General features: G+C 60.3%; 15 protein-coding genes. 6 read left to right on the top strand and 9 right to left on the bottom strand.

Going from position 1 to position 20,847, the window contains the following annotated elements; translation table 11 throughout:
- The first annotated feature begins 23 nt into the window (after nucleotides 1-23).
- The 3 genes from AC07V0_RS14790 (at nucleotide 24) to yjiA (ending at nucleotide 3,396) form a co-directional block, all read left to right on the top strand.
- Complete coding sequence (locus AC07V0_RS14790) at nucleotides 24-2,090, top strand: carbon starvation CstA family protein (RefSeq protein ID WP_086945914.1); 2,067 nt, start codon at nucleotides 24-26, stop codon at nucleotides 2,088-2,090.
- Between the two features lie 15 nt (nucleotides 2,091-2,105).
- On the top strand, nucleotides 2,106-2,303 hold the full coding sequence (locus AC07V0_RS14785; RefSeq protein WP_007937254.1) for a YbdD/YjiX family protein: 198 nt from the start codon (nucleotides 2,106-2,108) through the stop codon (nucleotides 2,301-2,303).
- A 121-nt stretch (nucleotides 2,304-2,424) separates the two neighbouring features.
- Nucleotides 2,425-3,396 (top strand): GTPase, encoded by a 972-nt coding sequence (yjiA, locus tag AC07V0_RS14780; protein WP_026286390.1) that lies wholly within the window; start codon nucleotides 2,425-2,427, stop codon nucleotides 3,394-3,396.
- Nucleotides 3,397-3,514: 118 nt separating this feature from the next.
- Here yjiA and AC07V0_RS14775 read toward each other — a convergent pair whose 3' ends face one another.
- The 5 genes from AC07V0_RS14775 to AC07V0_RS14755 all read right to left on the bottom strand — a co-directional run bounded on the left by AC07V0_RS14775 (nucleotide 3,515) and on the right by AC07V0_RS14755 (nucleotide 11,925).
- Nucleotides 3,515-4,204: a GntR family transcriptional regulator gene (locus AC07V0_RS14775; RefSeq protein WP_086945913.1), complete on the bottom strand. Its 690-nt coding sequence runs from the start codon at nucleotides 4,202-4,204 to the stop codon at nucleotides 3,515-3,517.
- 26 nt (nucleotides 4,205-4,230) lie between these two features.
- Complete coding sequence (locus AC07V0_RS14770) at nucleotides 4,231-4,935, bottom strand: FadR/GntR family transcriptional regulator (RefSeq protein WP_018925864.1); 705 nt, start codon at nucleotides 4,933-4,935, stop codon at nucleotides 4,231-4,233.
- Nucleotides 4,936-4,988: 53 nt separating this feature from the next.
- Nucleotides 4,989-6,302, bottom strand: coding sequence for a C4-dicarboxylate transporter DctA (locus tag AC07V0_RS14765; protein ID WP_018925865.1), 1,314 nt, complete (start codon nucleotides 6,300-6,302; stop codon nucleotides 4,989-4,991).
- A gap of 255 nt (nucleotides 6,303-6,557) precedes the next feature.
- Nucleotides 6,558-7,811 carry a serine hydroxymethyltransferase gene (gene glyA, locus AC07V0_RS14760; protein ID WP_018925867.1) on the bottom strand — a complete coding sequence of 418 codons (1,254 nt, stop codon included), beginning with the start codon at nucleotides 7,809-7,811 and terminating at the stop codon, nucleotides 6,558-6,560.
- Between the two features lie 265 nt (nucleotides 7,812-8,076).
- On the bottom strand, nucleotides 8,077-11,925 hold the full coding sequence (locus AC07V0_RS14755) for a sensor domain-containing protein (RefSeq protein WP_064620477.1): 3,849 nt from the start codon (nucleotides 11,923-11,925) through the stop codon (nucleotides 8,077-8,079).
- A 286-nt stretch (nucleotides 11,926-12,211) separates the two neighbouring features.
- Here AC07V0_RS14755 and ettA point away from each other — a divergent pair, with 286 nt between their 5' ends.
- Nucleotides 12,212-13,876, top strand: a complete 1,665-nt coding sequence (gene ettA / locus AC07V0_RS14750) for an energy-dependent translational throttle protein EttA (RefSeq protein ID WP_018925869.1) — start codon at nucleotides 12,212-12,214, stop codon at nucleotides 13,874-13,876.
- A 129-nt stretch (nucleotides 13,877-14,005) separates the two neighbouring features.
- Here ettA and AC07V0_RS14745 read toward each other — a convergent pair whose 3' ends face one another.
- The 4 genes from AC07V0_RS14745 to AC07V0_RS14730 all read right to left on the bottom strand — a co-directional run bounded on the left by AC07V0_RS14745 (nucleotide 14,006) and on the right by AC07V0_RS14730 (nucleotide 17,459).
- A complete protein-coding gene (locus AC07V0_RS14745) occupies nucleotides 14,006-14,500 on the bottom strand; it encodes a GreA/GreB family elongation factor (protein WP_018925870.1) in 495 nt (164 codons plus the stop codon).
- 70 nt (nucleotides 14,501-14,570) lie between these two features.
- Nucleotides 14,571-14,927 (bottom strand): hypothetical protein, encoded by a 357-nt coding sequence (locus AC07V0_RS14740; RefSeq protein ID WP_018925871.1) that lies wholly within the window; start codon nucleotides 14,925-14,927, stop codon nucleotides 14,571-14,573.
- 84 nt (nucleotides 14,928-15,011) lie between these two features.
- Nucleotides 15,012-16,865, bottom strand: a complete 1,854-nt coding sequence (locus AC07V0_RS14735; RefSeq protein WP_086945912.1) for an Lnb N-terminal periplasmic domain-containing protein — start codon at nucleotides 16,863-16,865, stop codon at nucleotides 15,012-15,014.
- Between the two features lie 105 nt (nucleotides 16,866-16,970).
- Nucleotides 16,971-17,459: a DUF3015 domain-containing protein gene (locus AC07V0_RS14730; RefSeq protein ID WP_018925873.1), complete on the bottom strand. Its 489-nt coding sequence runs from the start codon at nucleotides 17,457-17,459 to the stop codon at nucleotides 16,971-16,973.
- A gap of 275 nt (nucleotides 17,460-17,734) precedes the next feature.
- On the opposite strand from AC07V0_RS14730, the gene AC07V0_RS14725 reads away from it, so the two are divergent.
- Nucleotides 17,735-20,173, top strand: a complete 2,439-nt coding sequence (locus AC07V0_RS14725; RefSeq protein WP_018925874.1) for a Lon protease family protein — start codon at nucleotides 17,735-17,737, stop codon at nucleotides 20,171-20,173.
- A gap of 328 nt (nucleotides 20,174-20,501) precedes the next feature.
- Nucleotides 20,502-20,843, top strand: coding sequence for a PA4575 family protein (locus AC07V0_RS14720; protein ID WP_019581273.1), 342 nt, complete (start codon nucleotides 20,502-20,504; stop codon nucleotides 20,841-20,843).
- Nucleotides 20,844-20,847: the final 4 nt, after the last annotated feature.

Below are 20,847 nucleotides of genomic sequence, written 5' to 3'. Positions count from 1 at the left end.
TCCACTCTGGCTGGAATCATAAAATGAAAAATAATAATAGCCCGCTACGCCACTTACCCTGGCTGCTGCTGGCAGTCGTAGGAGCGTGCGCCCTGGGCGTAGTGGCATTGCGTCGAGGCGAGGCGATCAACGCCTTGTGGATCGTTGTCGCAGCCGTCGCTATCTATCTTGTCGCATACCGCTACTACAGCCTGTTCATCGCTAACAATGTGATGCAACTCGATTCGCGTCGGGCTACACCTGCCGTAATCAACAATGACGGTCTGGACTACGTGCCGACCAATAAACACATTCTTTTCGGCCACCACTTCGCGGCCATCGCCGGCGCGGGACCGCTGGTCGGTCCGGTGTTGGCGGCGCAGATGGGTTACCTGCCCGGTACGCTGTGGCTGATTGCCGGCGTGGTGCTGGCCGGTGCGGTTCAGGACTTCATGGTCCTGTTCATGTCTACCCGCCGCAACGGCCGTTCCCTGGGCGACATGGTCCGTGAAGAAATGGGCCGTATCCCCGGGACCATCGCGCTGTTCGGCTGCTTCCTGATCATGATCATCATCCTCGCGGTGCTGGCGCTGATCGTGGTCAAGGCCCTGGCCGAGAGCCCGTGGGGCATTTTCACGGTAATGGCGACCATCCCGATCGCGATGTTCATGGGTGTCTACATGCGCTACATCCGCCCGGGCCGCATCGGTGAAATCTCGGTGATCGGCGTGGCGTTGCTGCTGGGTTCGATCTGGCTGGGCGGGCAGATCGCCGCTGACCCGGTGTGGGCCAAGGCGTTCAGCTTTACCGGGGTCCAGATCACCTGGATGCTGATCGGCTACGGTTTTGTCGCGGCCGTGTTGCCGGTGTGGCTGATTCTGGCGCCTCGCGATTACCTGTCCACGTTCCTCAAGATCGGCACCATCGTCGCCCTGGCGATCGGCATTCTGATCACCATGCCCGTGCTGAAAATGCCGGCATTGACCCAGTTCATTGACGGCACCGGGCCGGTGTGGAAGGGCGGGCTGTTCCCGTTCCTGTTCATCACCATTGCCTGTGGCGCAGTGTCGGGTTTCCATGCGCTGATTGCTTCCGGCACCACGCCGAAGCTGCTGGATAACGAAGTCAACGCTCGCTACATCGGTTACGGCGGCATGTTGATGGAATCCTTCGTGGCGATCATGGCGATGGTGGCCGCTTCGGTGATCGAACCGGGCGTGTACTTCGCCATGAACAGCCCGGCCGCGGTTGTCGGCGGTGATGTGGTGGCGGTAGCGACAGCGGTCAGCAATTGGGGCTTTGCCATCACGCCGGAAGCGTTGCAGGCGGTGGCCAAGGACATCGGTGAAACCACCGTCCTGGCCCGTGCCGGCGGTGCGCCGACCCTGGCGGTCGGTATCGCGCAGATCCTGCACAGCGTGCTGCCGGGCGAAAACACCATGGCGTTCTGGTACCACTTCGCGATCCTGTTCGAAGCACTGTTCATCCTGACCGCGGTCGACGCCGGTACCCGTGCCGGGCGTTTCATGCTGCAGGACTTGCTCGGCTCCTTTGTACCGGCGCTGAGACGCACCGAATCCTGGACCGCCAACCTGATCGCCACCGCCGGTTGCGTGGCGATGTGGGGCTACCTGCTGTACCAAGGCGTGATCGATCCGCTGGGTGGCATCAACACCTTGTGGCCATTGTTCGGTATCTCCAACCAGATGCTGGCCGGTATCGCGCTGATGCTGGCAACCGTTGTGCTGATCAAAATGAAACGCCAACGCTATATCTGGGTCACCATGCTGCCAGCCGTTTGGTTGCTGATCTGCACCACCACTGCAGGCTTCATCAAGCTGTTCGACGCCAACCCGGCGATCGGCTTCCTGTCGCTGGCCAAGAAGTACAGCGATGCCCTGGCCAACGGTCAGATCCTCGCTCCGGCCAAGAGCATCGAGCAGATGCAGCACGTGATCTACAACGCCTACACTAACGCAACGCTGACCGCGCTGTTCCTGTTCGTGGTGTTCAGCATCCTGTTCTATGCGCTCAAGGTCGGTATTGCCGCCTGGGGCACCAAAGAACGCACGGATAAAGAATCGCCATTCCAGGCTCTGCCGGATGCGTAACCTGAGGATTGCAGCATGTTCAATGACCTGAGTCGCCTCGGTAAATACCTCGGTCAGGCCGCGCGCCTGATGGTCGGCATGCCCGACTACGACAACTACGTCGAGCATATGCAAACCAAACACCCGGACAAACCGGTGATGAGTTACGAGGCGTTCTTTCGGGAGCGCCAAGAGGCTCGTTACGGCGGCAAGGGTGGACCGAAGTGCTGTTGATGTACGCGGTTTAGGTAACACACCACTGTAGGAGCAGGGCTTGTCGGCGAAGGCGATCTTCAAGATGCTTTCGCCGGCAAACCTGGCTCCTACAGTTTTTTTGCGTCCGGGAGATCTTATTTTGTTAGCGCCAATCCCTGTCACGATCCTCAGCGGCTTTCTCGGCGCTGGCAAAACCACCTTGTTGCGCCACCTGCTCAAAGCCGAGCACGGCCTGAAAATCGCCGTGATCGAAAACGAGTTCAGTGACGCCGGCATCGACACCCAACTGTTGGGCGACGAGCCAGTGCAAGTGATGACGCTGTCCAACGGCTGCGTCTGCTGCACCATCCACACCGATTTGACCAAAGCGCTGTACCTGCTACTGGAGCGCCTGGACAGTGGCGAAATCGCCTTTGACCGCCTGGTGATCGAATGCACCGGTCTGGCCGACCCGGCCCCGGTGGCACAAACCTTTTTTATCGATGAAGAGCTGCGCGAGCGCTACATCCTCGACGGCATCATCACCCTGGTGGACGCGGCTCATGCCGAACTGCACCTGACCCAGACCATTGCCCAGGCGCAGATCGGTTTTGCCGACCGCTTGCTGGTGAGCAAGCGCGATCTGGTGGATGAGCCGACCTTCACCGCCCTCAGCGAGCGCCTGACCCGGATCAACCGTCGCGCGCCGATTCGTGTGGTCGACCACGGTAAGATTGATCTGGCCGAATTGCTCGATGTGCGTGGCTTCAACCTCAATGCCGACCTCGGTGGTGGCGTGAGTTTGCGCCCGGTGAGCAAGGCGCCCTCCATCGATCGCATTTCCAGCCTGGTGCTGCGTACCGACAAACCGCTGGATATCGACAAGCTCAGCGAGTTCATGAACGAACTGCTGGAAGACCATGGCAAGCAATTGCTGCGCTACAAAGGCGTTTTGAACATTCTTGGTGAGCCGCGGCGCATGGTGTTCCAGGGCGTGCTGAAACTGTACGGCTTCGATTGGGATACCGAGTGGGCGGACGATGACACGCGCGAAAGCGTGATCGTGTTTATTGCCGATGAGTTGCCGGAGGAGAAGATTCGCGAGGGGTTTGCGCGGGTTGCGGCGCAGTAAGCCCCGACATTTTCAGCGGGCCCGATGCCGTCGTCGCAAGCAGGTCGAATCGTCGCACCGTCGCTCCCACAAGGGGATGCATTTCCAGTGTGGGATCGAGCCTGCTCGCGATGGCAATCTACCCGGCAACACGATTCTGGCTGAGTACTGATCCGGAGTGCAGCAGTACCTTCTCAAGATGATCCAGATGCCGGTGCATCAACATTTCGGCCATCACCACATTCCCACGTTCCACCGCATCGACAATCCCCATGTGCTCCTGCCATCCGCAATAATCACCGGTCTGAGCGTCATACTGCGCAATCGCCAATGAAGTCAGCGGCACCAGACTGCCAAGAAAATGCGCCAGCGGTGCATTTCCCGCCATTTCGGCCAGTTGCAAGTGAAACTCCCCCGATAACCGGATCGCTGGACCACGCTCCTTGCATTGGCGTTCGCTTTCGATCAAGGCTCGCAGGCGCTTCAGGTTTTGCGCACGAGGTTGCTGGCAGGCAAGTTTCACTAGCGTGACTTCGGTCAGACGGCGAGCATGTAGCGTCTGACGGGTCTGTTCGGCATCGGGATCGGCGACCCGGGGGCGATGATTGGTCCGCAGGATGATGATCTGCTGATGGGACAGCTGCGTCAGTACTCCACGAATGTCACTGCGCCTGGCACCGAACATCTGCGCCAGGCTTTCTTCGGTAAAGCGACTGGCCGCATTGATGCGCTGTTCGAGAATGGCGTCGAAGATTCGCGAATAGAGATCATCCACCGGCGGGCGAAAGGGCAGGGCAACAAGAGTTTGTGGTGAGGCGAAGCTGTTCATGGCCTGTCTCCAGTTCGAAGAGGGGGTCAACTGCCGAGGTGGTCGTCCGGGATATTCAATTCGATGCCCATCCGTTGACCTTCCCGAAGGATGTGCCGACGCATTTCGGCGCTGGCCTGGGCGCTGTTTTTGCTGCGGATCGCTCGTACCATGGCTTCGCTTTCTTCAAGGCGCTCAGCCAAGTGCTCCGGAGAATTGCGCAGCACGTCGGCGCTTTGCTTGAGGGCATTGCTGGTCTGCTGCACCACGCTCTGGAAAATCGGGTTCGAGGTCAGGGTGAACAACTCTTCGTGGAACGCGATGTAGGCGTTCACACCGGCCTCGCTGTCATTGGCTTCCAGGGCTTCGCGCATGTCCATCAGGGTCAGGCGCAGTTGCCCGACTTCCTTGCTGCTGATGGACTGCGCCACCAGGCCGACGATGAACGGTTCGAGGGTGTAGCGCAGTTGCAGCACGTCTTCCAGGCTGGCCCCGGCGACTGCGCTGTCGTGGCTTTGGCTGTCGCTGAGATTGGCCTCCAGCACCACCACGCCTTTGCCCGGCATCGAGCGCACCAGCCCGAGGGTTTCCAGCACGATCACCGCTTCGCGCAGGCTTGGGCGGCTGATGCCCAGTTGTTCGGCCAGTTCACGCTGGCCCGGCAGCATGTCGCCGGAACGCCACTGACCGCGGGCCAGCGCGGCCCGAAGTTTTTCTACCACTGAATTTACGACGGTTGACGAGGTAATCACTGTTCGCTCCAAATCGCGATAAATGTGCCTGCCCGTGGGCGGGCACACGCTGTTTAAAATTCCTGCTGATGTGCCGGGACCACCGGTTTTCTCGGCTGGAAGGTATAACCCACCTGGCCGGACAACACTTTGTTTGCCCGTTGGATATCGATGTCCTTTTCCCAGCGAGCAATGGCCACCGTGGCGACGCAGTTACCAATCAGATTGGTCAGCGCCCGACCGATGCCCATGAACCAGTCCACCGCCAGCACCAGCACCAGGCCCACCACCGGAATTGCCGGGATCGCCGTCAGGGTGGCGGCGAGAATCACCAGCGCCGAGCCGGGAATCCCGTGGGCGCCTTTGGAGGTGATCAGCGACACCAGCAGAATCGTCAGCAGGTCAGTCATGGCCAGCGGCGTGCCGGTGGCATTGGCGATGAACACGATGGCCAGGGTCAGGTAGATCGAAAAACCGTCAAGGTTGAATGAGTACCCGGTCGGAATCACCAGGCCGACCGTGGAGCTGCCGATGCCCAGATGCTCAAGCTTGCGCATGATTTGTGGCAGCACGGCGTCGGAAGAAGCGGTGCCCATGACGATCAGCAGTTCTTCACGCAGGTACTTGAGCAGTGGCCACATCCGCAGGCCCGAGAGGCGCATCACCAGGCCGAGAATCAGCGCCACGAATGCCGCGCAGGTCAGGTAAAACAGGCCGACCAGGCTGCCCAGGTGTTGCAGCGAGTCCAGGCCATATTTGCTGGTGGTGAAGGCGATGGCGCCGAAGACGCCGATCGGCGCCAGGCGCACGATCATGCCCATGATGCGGAAGATTACATGGCTCAGCTCGTTGATCAGCCGGGAAATACCCGACGCCGCTTCACCCACCAGATTCAGCGCGCTGCCGAACAGCACCGAAAACAGCAGGACTTGCAGGATGTTGTTGTCGGCGAAGGCGCCGATCACCGAGGTCGGAATCAGGTCCATCAGGAACTGCGTGGTGGTGTGCATGTGCTGACCGCGCTGGGCGATGTCGCCCATGTCGGCGGCGGAGAGCTGCTCCAGATGAATGTTCGCGCCGCTGCCGATGCCGGTTGTGAAGGCGAACACCAGGCCGATCACCAGGGCGATGGTGGTCAGTATTTCGAAGTAGATGACCGATTTGAGGCCGATGCGTCCGACCTTCTTCAGGTCACCGGCACCGCTGATGCCGCTAACCACCACGCAAAACACGATCAGGCCAATAAGCATCTTGATCAGTTTGATGAAGCCGTCGCCAAGGGGTTTGAGTTGGGCGGAGTATTCGGGAAGGGTCAGCCCGCAGACGATGCCGAGCACCAGTCCGAGAACCACTTGAAGGAAGATTGAACGCGAGCACCATCTGAGCATGGGAGGAATCCTGGTCGGTGTCCTGGCTGCCGTGCGCCAAGCGCATCAGATTCAGGACTTAATTATTGTGGTCTTACCGGTATGTCCAGTGCAGGCGCAGTCTACGCTGGATTTTTTCAGGATTACAAGGGGATGCAGCAAAATTGGCATGACCGGTCTGACCAGTGGTGCCAACCCCAATTGATCTTTATGGCGGACGAAAAAAAACCGGCCATCACTGGCCGGTTTTTTCATTGCTGCGGTTTAGCGGGGCAATTAAGCGCCGTACACCGGCAGTTTCTTGCAGATGGCCTTGACCTTCTCACGAACGGCGTCGATCACCGCTTCGTTGTTCAGGTCAGCCAGGATGTCGCAGATCCAGCCGGCCAGCTCTTTGCACTCGGCTTCCTTGAAGCCGCGAGTGGTCACAGCCGGGGTACCGAAACGCAGGCCGGAGGTGACGAACGGGGAGCGTGGATCGTTCGGTACCGAGTTCTTGTTCACGGTGATGAACGCTTTGCCCAGTGCAGCGTCGGCGTCTTTACCGGAGATTTCCTGCTTGATCAGCGACAGCAGGAACAGGTGGTTCTGAGTACCGCCCGACACCACGTCGAAACCGCGCTCGATGAACACGCCGGCCATGGCCTGGGCGTTTTTCACTACTTGTTGCTGGTAGGCCTTGAACTCAGGCTGCAGCGCTTCCTTGAAGCAGATCGCCTTGGCAGCGATCACGTGCTCCAGCGGGCCGCCCTGGGCGCCCGGGAATACTGCGGAGTTCAGCTTCTTCTCGATGTCGGCGTTGGCGCGAGCCAGGATCAGGCCGCCACGTGGACCGCGCAGGGTTTTGTGGGTGGTGGTGGTCACCACGTCAGCGAAAGGCACCGGGTTCGGGTAGACGCCAGCGGCGACCAGACCGGCCACGTGGGCCATGTCGACGAACAGGTAAGCACCAACCTTGTCAGCGATAGCGCGGAAGCGTGGGAAGTCCAGAACCTGCGAGTAGGCAGAGAAACCGGCCACGATCATTTTCGGCTTGTGCTCAACGGCCAGACGCTCGACTTCGTCGTAGTCGATCAGGCCATTGGCATCGATGCCGTACTGAACGGCGTTGTACAGCTTGCCGGAGGAAGAAACGCTGGCACCGTGGGTCAGGTGACCACCGTGAGCCAGGCTCATGCCCAGAATGGTGTCGCCCGCTTGCAGCAGGGCCAGGTAAACGGCGCTGTTGGCTTGCGAACCGGCGTGCGGCTGAACGTTGGCGTAATCGGCGCCGAACAGCTCTTTGGCGCGGTCGATGGCCAGTTGTTCGACGATATCGACGAACTCGCAACCACCGTAGTAGCGCTTGCCCGGGTAGCCTTCGGCGTACTTGTTGGTCAGTACCGAGCCTTGAGCTTCCATCACCGCAGGGCTGGTGTAGTTTTCCGAAGCGATCAGCTCAATGTGTTCTTCCTGGCGCTGAGCTTCTTGCTCCATGGCGGCAAAAAGATCGGCGTCGAACTTGGCAATAGTCAAATCACGGCTGAACATGGCGGTCCTCAAGGATCGGGGCAGAAAAGGGAGGCATTCTAACCCAACCGCTTTTAGATGGCATATGAAAGGACATCATGTCGCAGACAAGTGGTGTTCATGCGCAGGATTTGTAGCGTCTGTGGCGAGGGGGCTTGCCCCCGTTCGGCTGCGAAGCAGTCGTAATTTGCGCGAACACGGTTTGTCTGAAGAAATGTCATCGCGGGTTTTGGGGCCGCTTCGCGACCCAACGGGGGGCAAGCCCCCGCGCCACAGAAGTTCCTCTTCAGTCGAACATGAACAACGCATCATTGCTGAACTGCGCTTCGAACCGGCCGGCCGGCATCGGGCGGCCGAACAGGTAGCCCTGAACCTCATCGCAGCCATGCTCGCGCAGGAAGTCGAGCTGTTCGTGGGTTTCCACACCCTCGGCGATTACCGCCAGATTGAGGCTGTGGGCCATGGCGATGATCGCCCGGGCAATCTGCGCATCCTGCTCGCCCGACGGCAGGCCATCAACGAAGGTGCGGTCGATTTTCAGCACATCGATCGGGAATTGCTTGAGGTAGTTGAGCGATGAATAACCGGTGCCGAAGTCGTCGACCGCAATGCTCAGGCCGAGGTTTTTCAGTCCGGCGAGGATCTGCATCGCCTCGCTGACTTCACGCATCAGGATACTTTCGGTCAGCTCCAGCTCCAGGCACGCCGGCGGCAGGCCGGTTTCCCTGAGGATGGTGGCGATCCGCGTGCCGAGCTGCCCGTCGGAGAACTGCCGGGCCGAAATATTCACCGAGACCTTCGGCACCCGCACCTTGGCCTGGTGCCAGGTCTTGAGTTGACGACAGGCCTCACCGATCACCCAGTCGCCGACATCCACCACCAGCCCGAGCTCTTCGAGCACCGGAATGAAGTCCCCTGGCGGCACCAGGCCGCGGCGCGGATGGCGCCAGCGCAGCAGGGCTTCGGCGCCGGTCAGGCGTTTGCCGTCGCCGCTGAATTGCGGCTGGTAGTACAGCACGAATTCGTTTTGTTCCAGAGCGTGGCGCAAGTCGCTTTCCAGCTCCAGACGCTCCAGGGCGCTGGCGTTCATGTCGGCCTGATAGAACTGGAAGTTGTTCTTGCCGCGTTCCTTGGCGTGGTACATCGCGGTGTCGGCGTTCTTCATCAGCTGACTGAGTTCGCTACCGTCCTGAGGACTCAGGGCGATGCCGATACTGGCGGTGACGAAGAACTCGCGGCCTTCGAGCACGAACGGCTTCACCAGGCTGGCGAGGATCTGTTCGGCCACGTGAATGGCTCGGTTCAGCGCGATCTCGCGGTTGACCCGGGGTTGCAGCAGCAATGTGAACTCATCACCGCCCATACGCGCCACGGTGTCGTCATCGTCGACGCAGCCGAGCAGGCGCGTGGCCATTTCCTTGAGCATGCGGTCGCCGGCGGCATGACCCAGGGAGTCGTTGATCGGCTTGAAGCGGTCCAGGTCGAGGAACATCAGCACCACCCAGGACTTCTGCCGTTCGGCCGATTGCAGCGCAGTGTGCAGGCGATCCTGGAACAGCGTGCGGTTGGGCAGGTGGGTCAGGGCGTCGTAATAGGCGAGGCGGTGAATCCGTTGCTCACTGGCCTTGCGTTCGCTGATGTCGCTGAAGAAACACACATAACTGGCCAGATCGCCTTCGTCGTCGAGCACCGCCGTAATCCCGACCCAGGCCGGATAGTGCTCGCCGTTGCGACGCTTGAGCCAGACTTCGCCTTCCCAGGTGCTGTGCTGATGCAATTGCTTGAGCACGTAGCGCAGATGAGTTTCCTGCTGCTCGTCGACGGTGAGCATGTTCGGCAACTGATCGAGCACCTGGGACACCGCATAGCCGCTGACGCGACTGAAGGCCTCGTTGGCCTGGACGATATAGCCGGCCGGGTCAGTGATCAGAATCGCCGAGGTGGAGTGCTCGAATACCGTGGCCGCCATGCGCAGGTCCTTCTCGGCCCGGCGTTGCTGGCTGATGTCGCGACCGACCCCGAGCACACCTTCGAAGGCGCCGTGTTCGTCCCAGACCAACACCAGACGCAACTCGATAGGGATCTTGCGTCCGTCGGCCCGCAGGCAGTCGAACAAAAACAGTTGGGTCTGCACCTGACTGCGCAGCAGTGTCAGTTGATCGGGTTTATCCAGCGCTTTGCTGACCCGGTCCATCAGGCTGTAGATGCCGCTCAGTTGTTGCGGGTTGGCGATGGTCGATTGCCAGCCGTTCTGGAATATCCAGTCGGCGTCGAAGCCCAGCACCGCTTGCACCGAAGGGCTGACGTAATTGAGCGCCATCTTGCTGTCAGTGGAGAAAATCACGTCGCTGATACTTTCGGCGAGCATCCGGTAGCGCTGCTCGCTGTCGCGCAGGGATTCACTGGCTTCGATCTGCTCGGTGATGTCCTTGGCCACACCGATGATGCGCGTGACCTGATCGTGCTTGTCCCGCGCCAGGGCCTGTTCGCGAATATCGAAACGCCGCCATTTGCCATCGCGATGACGGAAGCGCAGCTGGCACTGCAGCAATTGGGTGTAACCCGCCTGACGCTGAGATTGGCGAGAGCGGTGGTAGTAGTCGGCATCTTCCGGGTGCAAGAGGATTTCCCAGAAGTACTCGCCCATCTGGTGCAGCTCGGTGCGGTTGTAACCCAGCGTCTGCCCCAGGTGATGGTTGCTGAAGATCATCCGCTGGCTGATCACGTCTTGCACATACAGGTGATCCGGCACGGTGCGCACCACATCGGACCAGAATCCTTCGCGCTCCAGCAGCGAAAGCTCAATGAGTTTGCGGCTGGTGATGTCGCTGATGCTCAGGATCACCGCTCTATGGTCGGGCTGATCTTCCGGCAGGCGCAGCACGAGCCACAAGTGCTGGTCGCGGCCATTGGCGTCCTGAAGCTTGATTTCCAGCTCAAGCTGTTTCTGCTGGTGGAGCACCGCTTCGAGCACTTGATTGCCGATGGCCGTGCAGTCCAGTGGGCAGCCGTTGATCAGTAGTTTCCAGGCCTGATCGCAGGAATTGACGTTGAGCAGTTGCAGGGCGACCTGGTTGACCTCGGTGATGCGCAGTTCCTGCAACAGTTGCTGGCGTTGCTCCGGTATCCCGAGCCAGGTTCTCAGCTGCTCGCTGCTGGTGAGTTGCGCCTTGTCGAAAAAGCTTTTGAGCCCGGACAGGTCCAGCACGCACAGGGCAACACCGGTGCCTTCGAAGATGTCCTGATAGCGTCGGCGGCCTTCATGCAGTTGGCGTTGGCGGCGACGAATGTTCAGCAAAGCGATGAACGGTAACAGTGAGAAGGCCAGGCCCAGCAGGCATTTGCCGATGAATGCCGGCAGCAGTTGTTCGATCACCCGTTGCCGGTCGAACAGCCCGCGCAGTTGCCAGTCGCTGCTGCTCAGGGGGACGATCAATACGCTGTTGGTCAGTTCGTCGGGTGTCAGCGCTGCGGGTTTGGCTGAAGGCAGGGCGTCATCGCGACTGATGATCTGATGATTGATGCGGTTTTCCACCAGCCACAGGGGGCGAAGGCCGGCGTCGCCCTGTTTGGTCAATGAAGAAAAAAATGTCGGTGTCAGGCGCAGGGCCCAGTAGCCGCGAGTGCTGCCGCTGGCCTGATGCAGGAGCAGGTGCACCACCGAGCCGTCATCGGCATTGCTGAAATAGTGGGCCTGGGCGCGACTGCGCTGGACCAGTTCGCTCAGGTAGTTGGCGTCCTGGCTGTCGACGGCGCTGTCACTCAGGACTTTCCCGGAGGGGCTGAGCAGCGCCAGGCTGCGCAGGTCGGGCAGCGACTGTTGCAGTTTGCGCAGCAATGTCTGCTGTTCGTCGGCGCTTTGCGGTTGTTCGACGATCGGTAGCAGATTAAGGGCGATCTGGGCGTTGAGCGCCATGTTGAGGCTGACTTGCGAAGCCAGGTCGGCGGTGTAGTTGATGGTGTACTGGCGCTGGTTTTTCTGGGTTTCGCGCAGTTGATCCAGCAACTGCCAGAACAGCAGTGCGAGCAGCAACAGCACGAGAGTCGCCAGCGCGCCCTTCAAGCTTCCGCGCAGGGGCGAGCCGAGCCCAGGGTTGAGCACGCTCGCGGACGGTGGCGGAGTGACATTGGACAAACTGTAATCCTGCGGTTTGGCTGGACTGGCGCGGCGTGCACTATAAGCCGGACGCCCGAAGGGCGGCTAGCATGCCTTGAGTTGTGGCGAAGTGCCAGCCCCGCTCGGCTGGACTGCCTTCTGTCAATGAGGTAGCTTTGCCGGTTACGCGGGAGCGTTCCAGCTCCTAGACTCAGGTTTTTTTCAGCGCGCACGCCTTGATACCCATCAAACGAACGACGCGCATGGCCTGGCCGGGCATCGCCTGCGCTCCAATCATTCATCAGTCACTGACCCTAGGTTCTCCATGGCTCAATACGTCTTCACCATGCATCGGCTGGGCAAAGTTGTTCCGCCGAAGCGGGAAATCCTGAAAAACATTTCGCTGTCGTTCTTCCCCGGCGCCAAAATCGGCGTCCTCGGTCTCAACGGTTCGGGTAAGTCCACGCTGCTGAAAATCATGGCAGGCGTCGACACCGAGTTCGACGGTGAAGCCCGTCCGATGCCGGACCTGAACATCGGCTACCTGCCGCAAGAACCGATCCTGGACCCGACCAAGACCGTGCGTGAAGTGGTCGAGGAAGCGGTCAGCGTGATCAAGGACGCCCAGGCGCGTCTGGACGAGGTCTACGCGGCCTACGCCGATCCGGATGCCGACTTCGACAAGCTGGCTGCAGAGCAAGCCAAACTTGAAGCCATCCTGCAGGCCAGCGATGGCCACAACCTGGATCGCCAACTGGAAGTCGCTGCCGATGCGCTGCGTCTGCCGGCCTGGGATGCCAGGGTTGAACATCTTTCCGGTGGTGAAAAGCGTCGTGTGGCCCTGTGCCGCCTGCTGCTGTCCGCCCCGGACATGCTGCTGCTCGACGAACCAACCAACCACCTGGACGCCGACTCCGTCGCCTGGCTGGAGCACTTCCTGCACGATTTCCCGGGCACCGTGGTTGCGATCACGCACGACCGTTACTTCCTGGACAACGTTGCCGGCTGGATCCTCGAACTCGACCGCGGCGCCGGTATCCCGTACGAGGGCAACTATTCGGGTTGGCTCGAAGCCAAGTCCGATCGTCTGGCTGCCGAATCCAAGCAGCAATCGGCTCACGAAAAGGCCATGAAGGAAGAGCTGGAGTGGGTGCGCAAAGGCGCCAAGGCCCGCCAGTCCAAGTCCAAGGCTCGTCTGCAACGCTTCGAAGAAATGCAATCGCAGGAATTCCAGAAGCGCAGCGAAACCAACGAGATCTACATCCCGGCCGGTCCACGCCTGGGCGACAAGGTCATCGAGTTCAAGAACGTCACCAAGGGCTACGGCGATCGCGTGCTGATCGACAACCTGTCGTTCTCCATGCCTAAAGGCGCCATCGTTGGCGTGATCGGTGGTAACGGTGCCGGTAAATCGACCCTGTTCCGCATGCTGATGGGCAAGGAAACGCCGGATTCGGGCAGCATCGAAGTCGGCGAAACCGTGCAACTGGCGTGCGTCGACCAGAGCCGTGAAGACCTGGATGGCAGTAAGACTGTGTTCCAGCAGATCTCCGACGGTTCCGACCAGATTCGCATCGGCAACTACGAGATCCCGTCGCGTACCTACGTCGGTCGTTTCAACTTCAAGGGTGGCGATCAGCAGAAGTTCGTCAAGGACCTGTCCGGTGGTGAGCGTGGTCGCTTGCACCTGGCCCTGACCCTGAAAGAGGGCGGCAACGTCCTGCTGCTCGACGAACCGTCCAACGACCTCGACGTTGAAACCCTGCGTTCCCTGGAAGAAGCCTTGCTGGACTTCCCGGGCGCCGCCATTGTGATCTCTCACGATCGGTGGTTCCTTGACCGCGTCGCGACTCACATCCTGGCGTACGAAGACGACTCGCAAGCGGTGTTCTTCGAAGGCAACTACACCGAGTACGAAGCCGATCGCAAGAAGCGCCTCGGCGAAGCGGCCTCCCAGCCGCACCGGGTACGGCACAAAAAACTGGCCTGATTTCAGGTTGGCTGCATAAAAAAAACGGAGCCTTCGTTCGGGGGCTCCGTTTTTTTATGGGTTTTCAGTGGCACCGCGGTGTGGCCTTCGCGAGCAAGCCTCGCTCCTACAGCGAAGGCGCCATCGGACTCACCCGATCTCTATAGCCAGCACCTCAATCACCATATCCCCCACCGGCCGCTTCCACGACACTTCATCGCCTACGTGCGCACCCAGTAATGCCCGTCCCAGCGGTGAACTCCAATTGATCAGTCCATGGGCGGCATCCGCCTGGTCTTCTCCGACCAATTGCACGCGCTGTTCATGATCGTGCTCGTCGGCAAAGGTCACCCAATTGCCAATCTGCACTTTGTCGGTCGAGGAGGCTTGTGCGACCACCTGTGCGCTTTGCAGGCGCTGCTTGAAGTAGCGCCAGTCGCGATCGAGGTCGGCCTGGCGCTGCTTGTCGGCCAGGTCACCTTTGGCGCTTTCCTCGTCGAGCAGGCTTTGCAGCACGGCGACTTTCGCCTGAAGCTGCATGAGCCCGGCGGGTGTGACGTAATTGGGCTGCGCGCTGACCTGTCGTTCGACTGGCAGGTCGGCTTGCGCGGCAGCGTTATCTTCATTGACGAAGGCGCGACTCATGTTGTTCTCCCGTTATAGGGTTTGGGCCATGGTCGCGTGCTTTAAGTTTCGACGAATGTCTGTAAACGACTTATTGCGAGCGATAGGCTCGCGCGGCGTCCCGGTCTTTCTCTCGTTGCCAGGCCCTTTCGCGCTCATCCCAATGGCGTTCCCTGTACTCGTTGCGATCCTCGCTTTCCCGCATGGCCTGGCATTGACGCAAGCCATCGGTCCAGCCTTCTGCGTATTGCTTGTCCTTGAGGTAGCGTGGGACATTTTTGCGAAATTCACCGGTGATTGCCCCGGCGGCTTGCCGGCCACTGCTGCAACCGTCATCGAAGCCATCGGCGAACGCCGGCGGATACCCTTTGGCGATCAGATCCTCGTGAGTCGACTGGCACCCTGTAACCAATAGCAACAACCCCAACACACCCACGCAACGCCACATCTCGGACTCCAGGGCCGTTCAACGGCCTATAGGGGAAGTCTAGAAGCGGATTTGTCGGATGGGAGTGAAAGAAGGGTCAAAAGATCAATAGTGATACCACTTCACTTCAAGCATCACTTCGTTTTCAGGTGATGCCAGGTGGCTGAATTCGCGTTGGGCACTCAGGCGCAGCCCGAGGTTGCGCGACAACTCCCACTGCTGATTCAGGCTCATGCTCCGGCGCACTTCGCCGTTGGTGAAGTAATCGCCCTTGGCTTCCAGGCTGAAATTCCCCAGCGGGTTTTTCCACAGCAAACCGCTGTTGAAGCCCGCTGCCGGGGCAATGAAGCCCGCGAAGTCGTTGTTGTGCTCCACGCGCACGGTGCCCAAGGCGAACCCGAGCATGTCGTCGCTCAGTTGCCAGGTCCCGCCACCACCACCGTTGACATGACTGACCAGGGTTTCGTCATCATGCTTGCCCGGCACACGCTCCAGGCCGCCGGTGACTTGCCACGACAGCGGCTGCAACAGCGCGTTGCGCGGGGTCAGGGAGCGGATGGTCGCCAGGTCCAGTTGCTGCAACTGCCAGTGATTGCCTTCGTATTGGCGCAGCTTCATCTGCAGGATTTCGATCTGCGCGCCAAGGGGGAAGCTTTCGGCGTTGTCGTTGAGGTCGTGGTAGGCCATGCGCAGGCCATATTCGCCGAAGGCTTGGTCACCCCGGGTGCCGATGCCGGCCTGCCAGGTGCGGGACTCGTGGCCATCCTCGGGCAAGCCAGGTCGCGCAATGTCCAGTTCAGGAGGCGGGTTCTGATTGATCGCGCGCAGCAATTCGAAACTGCGCTGAGCCCGTTGCGGGTCACGTTCCTGGCCGTTGGCGCGATAACGCTCCAGACGATAGGCCGCGTCGATGATCAACGCCTGACGCTCGCGCGGTTGCGCCTTGAACGCCGGTTCCTGCAATTGCTTCTGATCGGCGCTGATTTTCAGCACCCACTGCTGCTCTTCATCGGTCAACGGCTGCGCGCGGCTCAGCAGTTCACGCTCGCGGGACGGGCGATATTCGATCGACTCCACCAGCCCGGCCTGTTTCACCGCTTTGACGGTGTCGGTGGGAATGGCGGTCAACGGGAACTGATCGGTCAGCTTCAGGCCCGGCCGCGCCACCTGCAGCAGCTCAAGCAGGCGATAGGAGCAGTTTTCATCGAAGAAGAAGTAGTCGAACTGGATCTGCTTGAGCTCCCAGACATGCTCGACCATGCGCTCGGTTTCCTGCTGGGTCAGGTTCAGGCGGTATTCCCACAGGTCGCGGTTTTCGAGGTTACGGTATTCCGAGAGTTTTTCCTGATAGGGCACCAGTGCAAACAGCCCTGGATAACCACCCATCAGGCCTTTCCACGCATACAAAATGCTGTTGTCCGACCCTTCGATGTAGGCGCCGAAGTTGATCGCGTAACTGAGCAGCGAGGTCTTGTCGCGCTGCACATCGGCCTGATCGATGCGCAGCAAGGTATGGCCGAACATCGACGACGGGCTGTTCAGGTAAGCGGCCGGGAAAATCATCACCGCACTGTGGGGCGAAACGTCCTTGAACCATTGCTTGAATTCAGCACAGTCCAGCGACGGCAGATCCGTCAGGTCAAGTTGCGCCTTGAGCCAGCGAGTACGGGCCGGATAGACGCATTGCGCATGCTGCTCGCCGGCACTGGCCGGGGCATACAGCGCCTGTACGGTCGCCGCCAGTTCGCGGTCGGGGTGTTCGTTGCCATCGGAGGCGAGAAAGAATTTCTTGTCGCTGACATAGCTGCGCCAGCCACCGAGCTTGGCGGTTTCGTAATGACCCAGGGAAATCCAGAAGGGGTCGTTGGCCAGTTGCTGCAAACGTTGATTGTCGATGTGGGGCGCGGCGGACAGCGGGGCGCAGACACAGAGCGCCAGCCAGGCAAGGCGTTTGAGCATAGTGAGCAACTTAAGTCGAAAGTAACAAAGACCCAAAGGGGCAGGCCAAAAGGGCCGGGGTCAAAAATAAAACCCGCTCCCCAAAGAGAGCGGGACGGGTCGAGCTTAAGCTTGAGTGGCGTACTTGGCCAGACGAGGATCGTTCTTCAATACGGCCAGGGTATTGGTATGCACGTCTTCAGCGGTCACGTCAGCCTTGCTGAAAATTTGCTGGAAGTGTTGATGAGTCACGGCGGCGAAGTGCGCACGGTCTTCCGGCGCCACGCCCAGTACCACGGCGTAAGTGGTCAGCGCTTCGCCCTGACCTTTAGCCATGTCTTCGGACAGCTCGTTCATCATGCCATTCATGGCAATCCAGGATTTGCCGCCATAGGTCAGCGCCGCATTGGTCGAGCAACCGTTGGTGCCGGAGGTCATGCCGAAAGTTGCATTACCGGAGGTGCCGTTGGTGGTGGATGCCAGGAAGTGTGCCGGGGTGCCACGCTGACCTTCGAACAGCATGTTGCCCCAACCGCAGTCCGGACCGCCTGGCGCCTGAGCCATGGCGTTGATGGATACAACGGTGAAGAGAGTACCAAGAAGAATCCGTTTCATAGCTATGTTCTCTTTGTGTGCATACCAATGGACAGGGTGCTGGCCCCTAATGGTGCCAGTGGGCCGGTTATTCGTTCCAGCCGCGCAGTTTGGAGTTTAGGCAGGTTCCAGGGGTTCCGTGATTTTTTGCGAAACATTCCCTGAAAACCTTGATTTTGACCCGCGCGGCCCGTGGATGGGGGCTTGTCTAAGCTTTGGCTTGAGGTGCGCCTTGCCAGTGGGTACGGGCAGCGCCAGAATGCCGTTATCTGCCCCGCCTGATGTAAGGAAGCCCGATGCCTGATCCTGTTGCTGCCAGCTTGCGTCTAGCGCCTGAAGCGCTGACCCGTCCGTTTTCCGCTGAACAGTTCAGCTTCTCTACCACCAATGATCTGGAGCCCTTCCGCGGTGTGCTTGGCCAGGAACGTGCGGTCGAAGCCTTGCAGTTCGGTGTGGCCATGCCGCGCCCCGGTTACAACGTGTTCGTCATGGGCGAGCCCGGCACCGGCCGGTTTTCGTTCGTCAAACGCTACCTCAAGGCCGAAGGCAAACGCCTGCAGACCCCGGCCGACTGGGTCTACGTCAATAATTTCGATGAGCCTCGCGAGCCTCGCGCCCTGGAATTGCCGTCGGGCACCGCCGGCGCTTTTATCGGTGACATCAACGGCTTGATCGACAACCTGCTGGCGACCTTTCCGGCAGTATTCGAGCACCCGTCCTACCAGCAGAAGAAAAGCGCCATCGACCGTGCGTTCAACCAGCGTTATGACCGTGCGCTGGATGTGATCGAGCGTCTGGCGCTGGAGAAAGACGTCGCGCTCTACCGCGACAGCAGCAACATTGCCTTCACCCCGATGAGCGAAGGCAAGGCCCTGGATGAGGCGGAATTCGCCCAGTTGCCGGAAGCCGAGCGCGAGCGCTTTCACGATGACATTTCCGGGCTCGAAGAGCGGTTGAACGAAGAGCTCGCCAGCCTGCCGCAATGGAAGCGCGAGTCGAGCAATCAGCTGCGCCAGCTCAACGAAGAAACCATCACCCTGGCCTTGCAGCCCTTGCTGGCGCCGCTGTCGGAAAAGTATGCGGAAAACGCAGGGGTTTGCGGTTACTTGCAAGCGATGCAGGTGTACCTGCTCAAAACGGTGGTCGAGCAACTGGTGGATGACAGCAAGACCGACGCCATCGCCCGCAAATTGCTTGAAGAGCAATACGCCCCGAGCCTGGTGGTCGGGCATCCGCACAGCGGCGGTGCGCCGGTGGTGTTCGAGCCGCACCCGACCTACGACAACCTGTTCGGCCGCATCGAATACAGCACCGATCAGGGCGCGCTCTACACCACCTATCGGCAGTTGCGACCGGGTGCATTGCACCGGGCCAACGGCGGTTTCCTGATCCTTGAAGCGGAAAAAATGCTCAGCGAGCCATTCGTGTGGGATGCGCTCAAGCGTGCCTTGCAATCGCGCAAGCTGAAAATGGAATCCCCGCTGGGTGAGCTGGGCCGTCTGGCCACCGTGACGCTGACGCCGCAACACATTCCGTTGCAGGTCAAAGTCGTGATCATCGGCGCCCGGCAGCTCTACTACACGCTGCAAGACCTCGATCCGGACTTCCAGGAGATGTTCCGCGTCCTGGTGGATTTCGACGAAGACATTCCGATGGTCGACGAAAGCCTGGAGCAGTTCGCCCAGTTGCTCAAAACCCGTACCTCGGAAGAAGGCATGGCGCCGCTGACCGCGGATGCGGTGGCGCGTCTGGCGACTTACAGCGCACGTCTGGCCGAGCACCAGGGACGTTTGTCGGCGCGAATCGGCGATCTGTTCCAACTGGTCAGCGAGGCGGATTTCATCCGCGACCTGGCGGGTGACGAGATGACTGACGCCGGGCACATCGAGCGTGCGCTCAAGGCCAAGGCTACCCGTACCGGACGAGTTTCGGCGCGGATTCTCGATGACATGCTGGCCGGGATCATTCTGATCGACACCGATGGCGCGGCGGTCGGCAAGTGCAACGGGCTGACGGTACTGGAAGTCGGCGATTCGGCCTTCGGGATACCGGCGCGGATTTCCGCCACGGTGTATCCGGGCGGCAGCGGCATCGTCGACATCGAGCGCGAGGTCAACCTCGGCCAGCCGATTCACTCCAAAGGCGTGATGATCCTCACCGGGTACCTGGGCAGCCGCTATGCCCAGGAATTCCCGTTGGCGATTTCCGCAAGCATCGCCCTGGAGCAGTCCTACGGTTACGTCGACGGCGACAGCGCATCGTTGGGCGAGGCCTGCACGCTGATCTCGGCCTTGTCGAAAACTCCACTCAAGCAGTGCTTTGCGATTACCGGTTCGATCAACCAGTTCGGTGAAGTGCAGGCGGTAGGCGGGGTCAACGAGAAGATCGAAGGCTTCTTCCGGCTCTGCGAGGCTCGCGGCCTGACGGGCGAGCAGGGAGCGATCATTCCTCAGGCCAACGTCGCCACGCTGATGCTTGACGAGAAGGTGCTGGCGGCGGTGCGCGCGGGGCAGTTCCATGTCTACGCGGTGCGCCAGGCCGACGAAGCCCTGAGCCTGCTGGTCGGCGAGCCGGCCGGTACGCCGGATGAGAATGGCGACTTTCCCGAGGGCAGCGTCAACGCGCGGGTGGTGGAACGCTTGCGGGTGATCGCGGAAATGGTCAGCGACGAAGACCTCAAGGAGGCCGAAAAAGAGTTGGCGCAGGAAGCCTTGCTGGAAGTCAAACCGGCCTGAGTCAATCTCGAAACTGAGGAGGCTCCCTGTGGCGAGGGAGCTTGTCGGACCGCCGCACCGCCCCGTTCGGCTGCGTAGCAGTCGTCAAATCGGCGATGAGGTCTGTCTGATTAATTTCGGGGCCGCTTCGCAGCCCAACGGGGCAAGCCCCCTCGTCACATCTCTGGCGTCAATATTTGCACGGCGACCACTCGGCGCCTTCTGGCTGCGGGCCGCGTGCGAGCTGAACTTTTCTTCTATTCTCTGCTCAAGGATATCGACAGTTATCACTGGATCGAGACAGCCTTCCCGTGGAGGCTGAATACCGGATCTACCGAGGGTCGCCGCCATGTCGCGCAACCTCTGCCTCACCCGTCAATGCCTGGGCCTTGTGACCCGTATCGAATGTGCTATCCGCCCGCTGGCGGGAGATACGGGCATGTGGACCTTGCTTTTTGCCGCCGGAATGGCCGGCGAGCAACCTTCAGCCATCAAGGCTCAAGGCCCGTTCCGTGGGCCGGTCGTGGCTGAATCGATCCTCGACACCATCGTCGAAAGTCTGACCCTGCATGGCTACGAGCTGGCCGATGACCCGCAAATCTGGTGCCTGCACCTGCAAGCCCAGTTGCGAGAGATCAACGGTGGCCGTTTCCACAACCTTGCCGGTCCCGGGTTTCGACCTGAAGGCTGATCCA

The sequence above is a fragment of the Pseudomonas sp. GW821-FHT01E10 genome (assembly GCF_059422365.1).
Note: the sequence above shows the minus strand (reverse complement) of the source record. Positions and strands in the feature narration are given on the sequence as shown.

Coding starts and splice junctions, on each gene's coding strand:
- AC07V0_RS14790 (WP_086945914.1), top strand. CDS start 24: ATGAAAAATAATAATAGCCCGCTACGCCACTTACCCTGGCTGCTGCTG.
- AC07V0_RS14785 (WP_007937254.1), top strand. CDS start 2,106: ATGTTCAATGACCTGAGTCGCCTCGGTAAATACCTCGGTCAGGCCGCG.
- AC07V0_RS14775 (WP_086945913.1), bottom strand. CDS start 4,204: ATGAACAGCTTCGCCTCACCACAAACTCTTGTTGCCCTGCCCTTTCGC.
- AC07V0_RS14765 (WP_018925865.1), bottom strand. CDS start 6,302: ATGCTCAGATGGTGCTCGCGTTCAATCTTCCTTCAAGTGGTTCTCGGA.
- glyA (WP_018925867.1), bottom strand. CDS start 7,811: ATGTTCAGCCGTGATTTGACTATTGCCAAGTTCGACGCCGATCTTTTT.
- ettA (WP_018925869.1), top strand. CDS start 12,212: ATGGCTCAATACGTCTTCACCATGCATCGGCTGGGCAAAGTTGTTCCG.
- AC07V0_RS14745 (WP_018925870.1), bottom strand. CDS start 14,500: ATGAGTCGCGCCTTCGTCAATGAAGATAACGCTGCCGCGCAAGCCGAC.
- AC07V0_RS14740 (WP_018925871.1), bottom strand. CDS start 14,927: ATGTGGCGTTGCGTGGGTGTGTTGGGGTTGTTGCTATTGGTTACAGGG.
- AC07V0_RS14735 (WP_086945912.1), bottom strand. CDS start 16,865: ATGCTCAAACGCCTTGCCTGGCTGGCGCTCTGTGTCTGCGCCCCGCTG.
- AC07V0_RS14730 (WP_018925873.1), bottom strand. CDS start 17,459: ATGAAACGGATTCTTCTTGGTACTCTCTTCACCGTTGTATCCATCAAC.
- AC07V0_RS14725 (WP_018925874.1), top strand. CDS start 17,735: ATGCCTGATCCTGTTGCTGCCAGCTTGCGTCTAGCGCCTGAAGCGCTG.
- AC07V0_RS14720 (WP_019581273.1), top strand. CDS start 20,502: ATGTCGCGCAACCTCTGCCTCACCCGTCAATGCCTGGGCCTTGTGACC.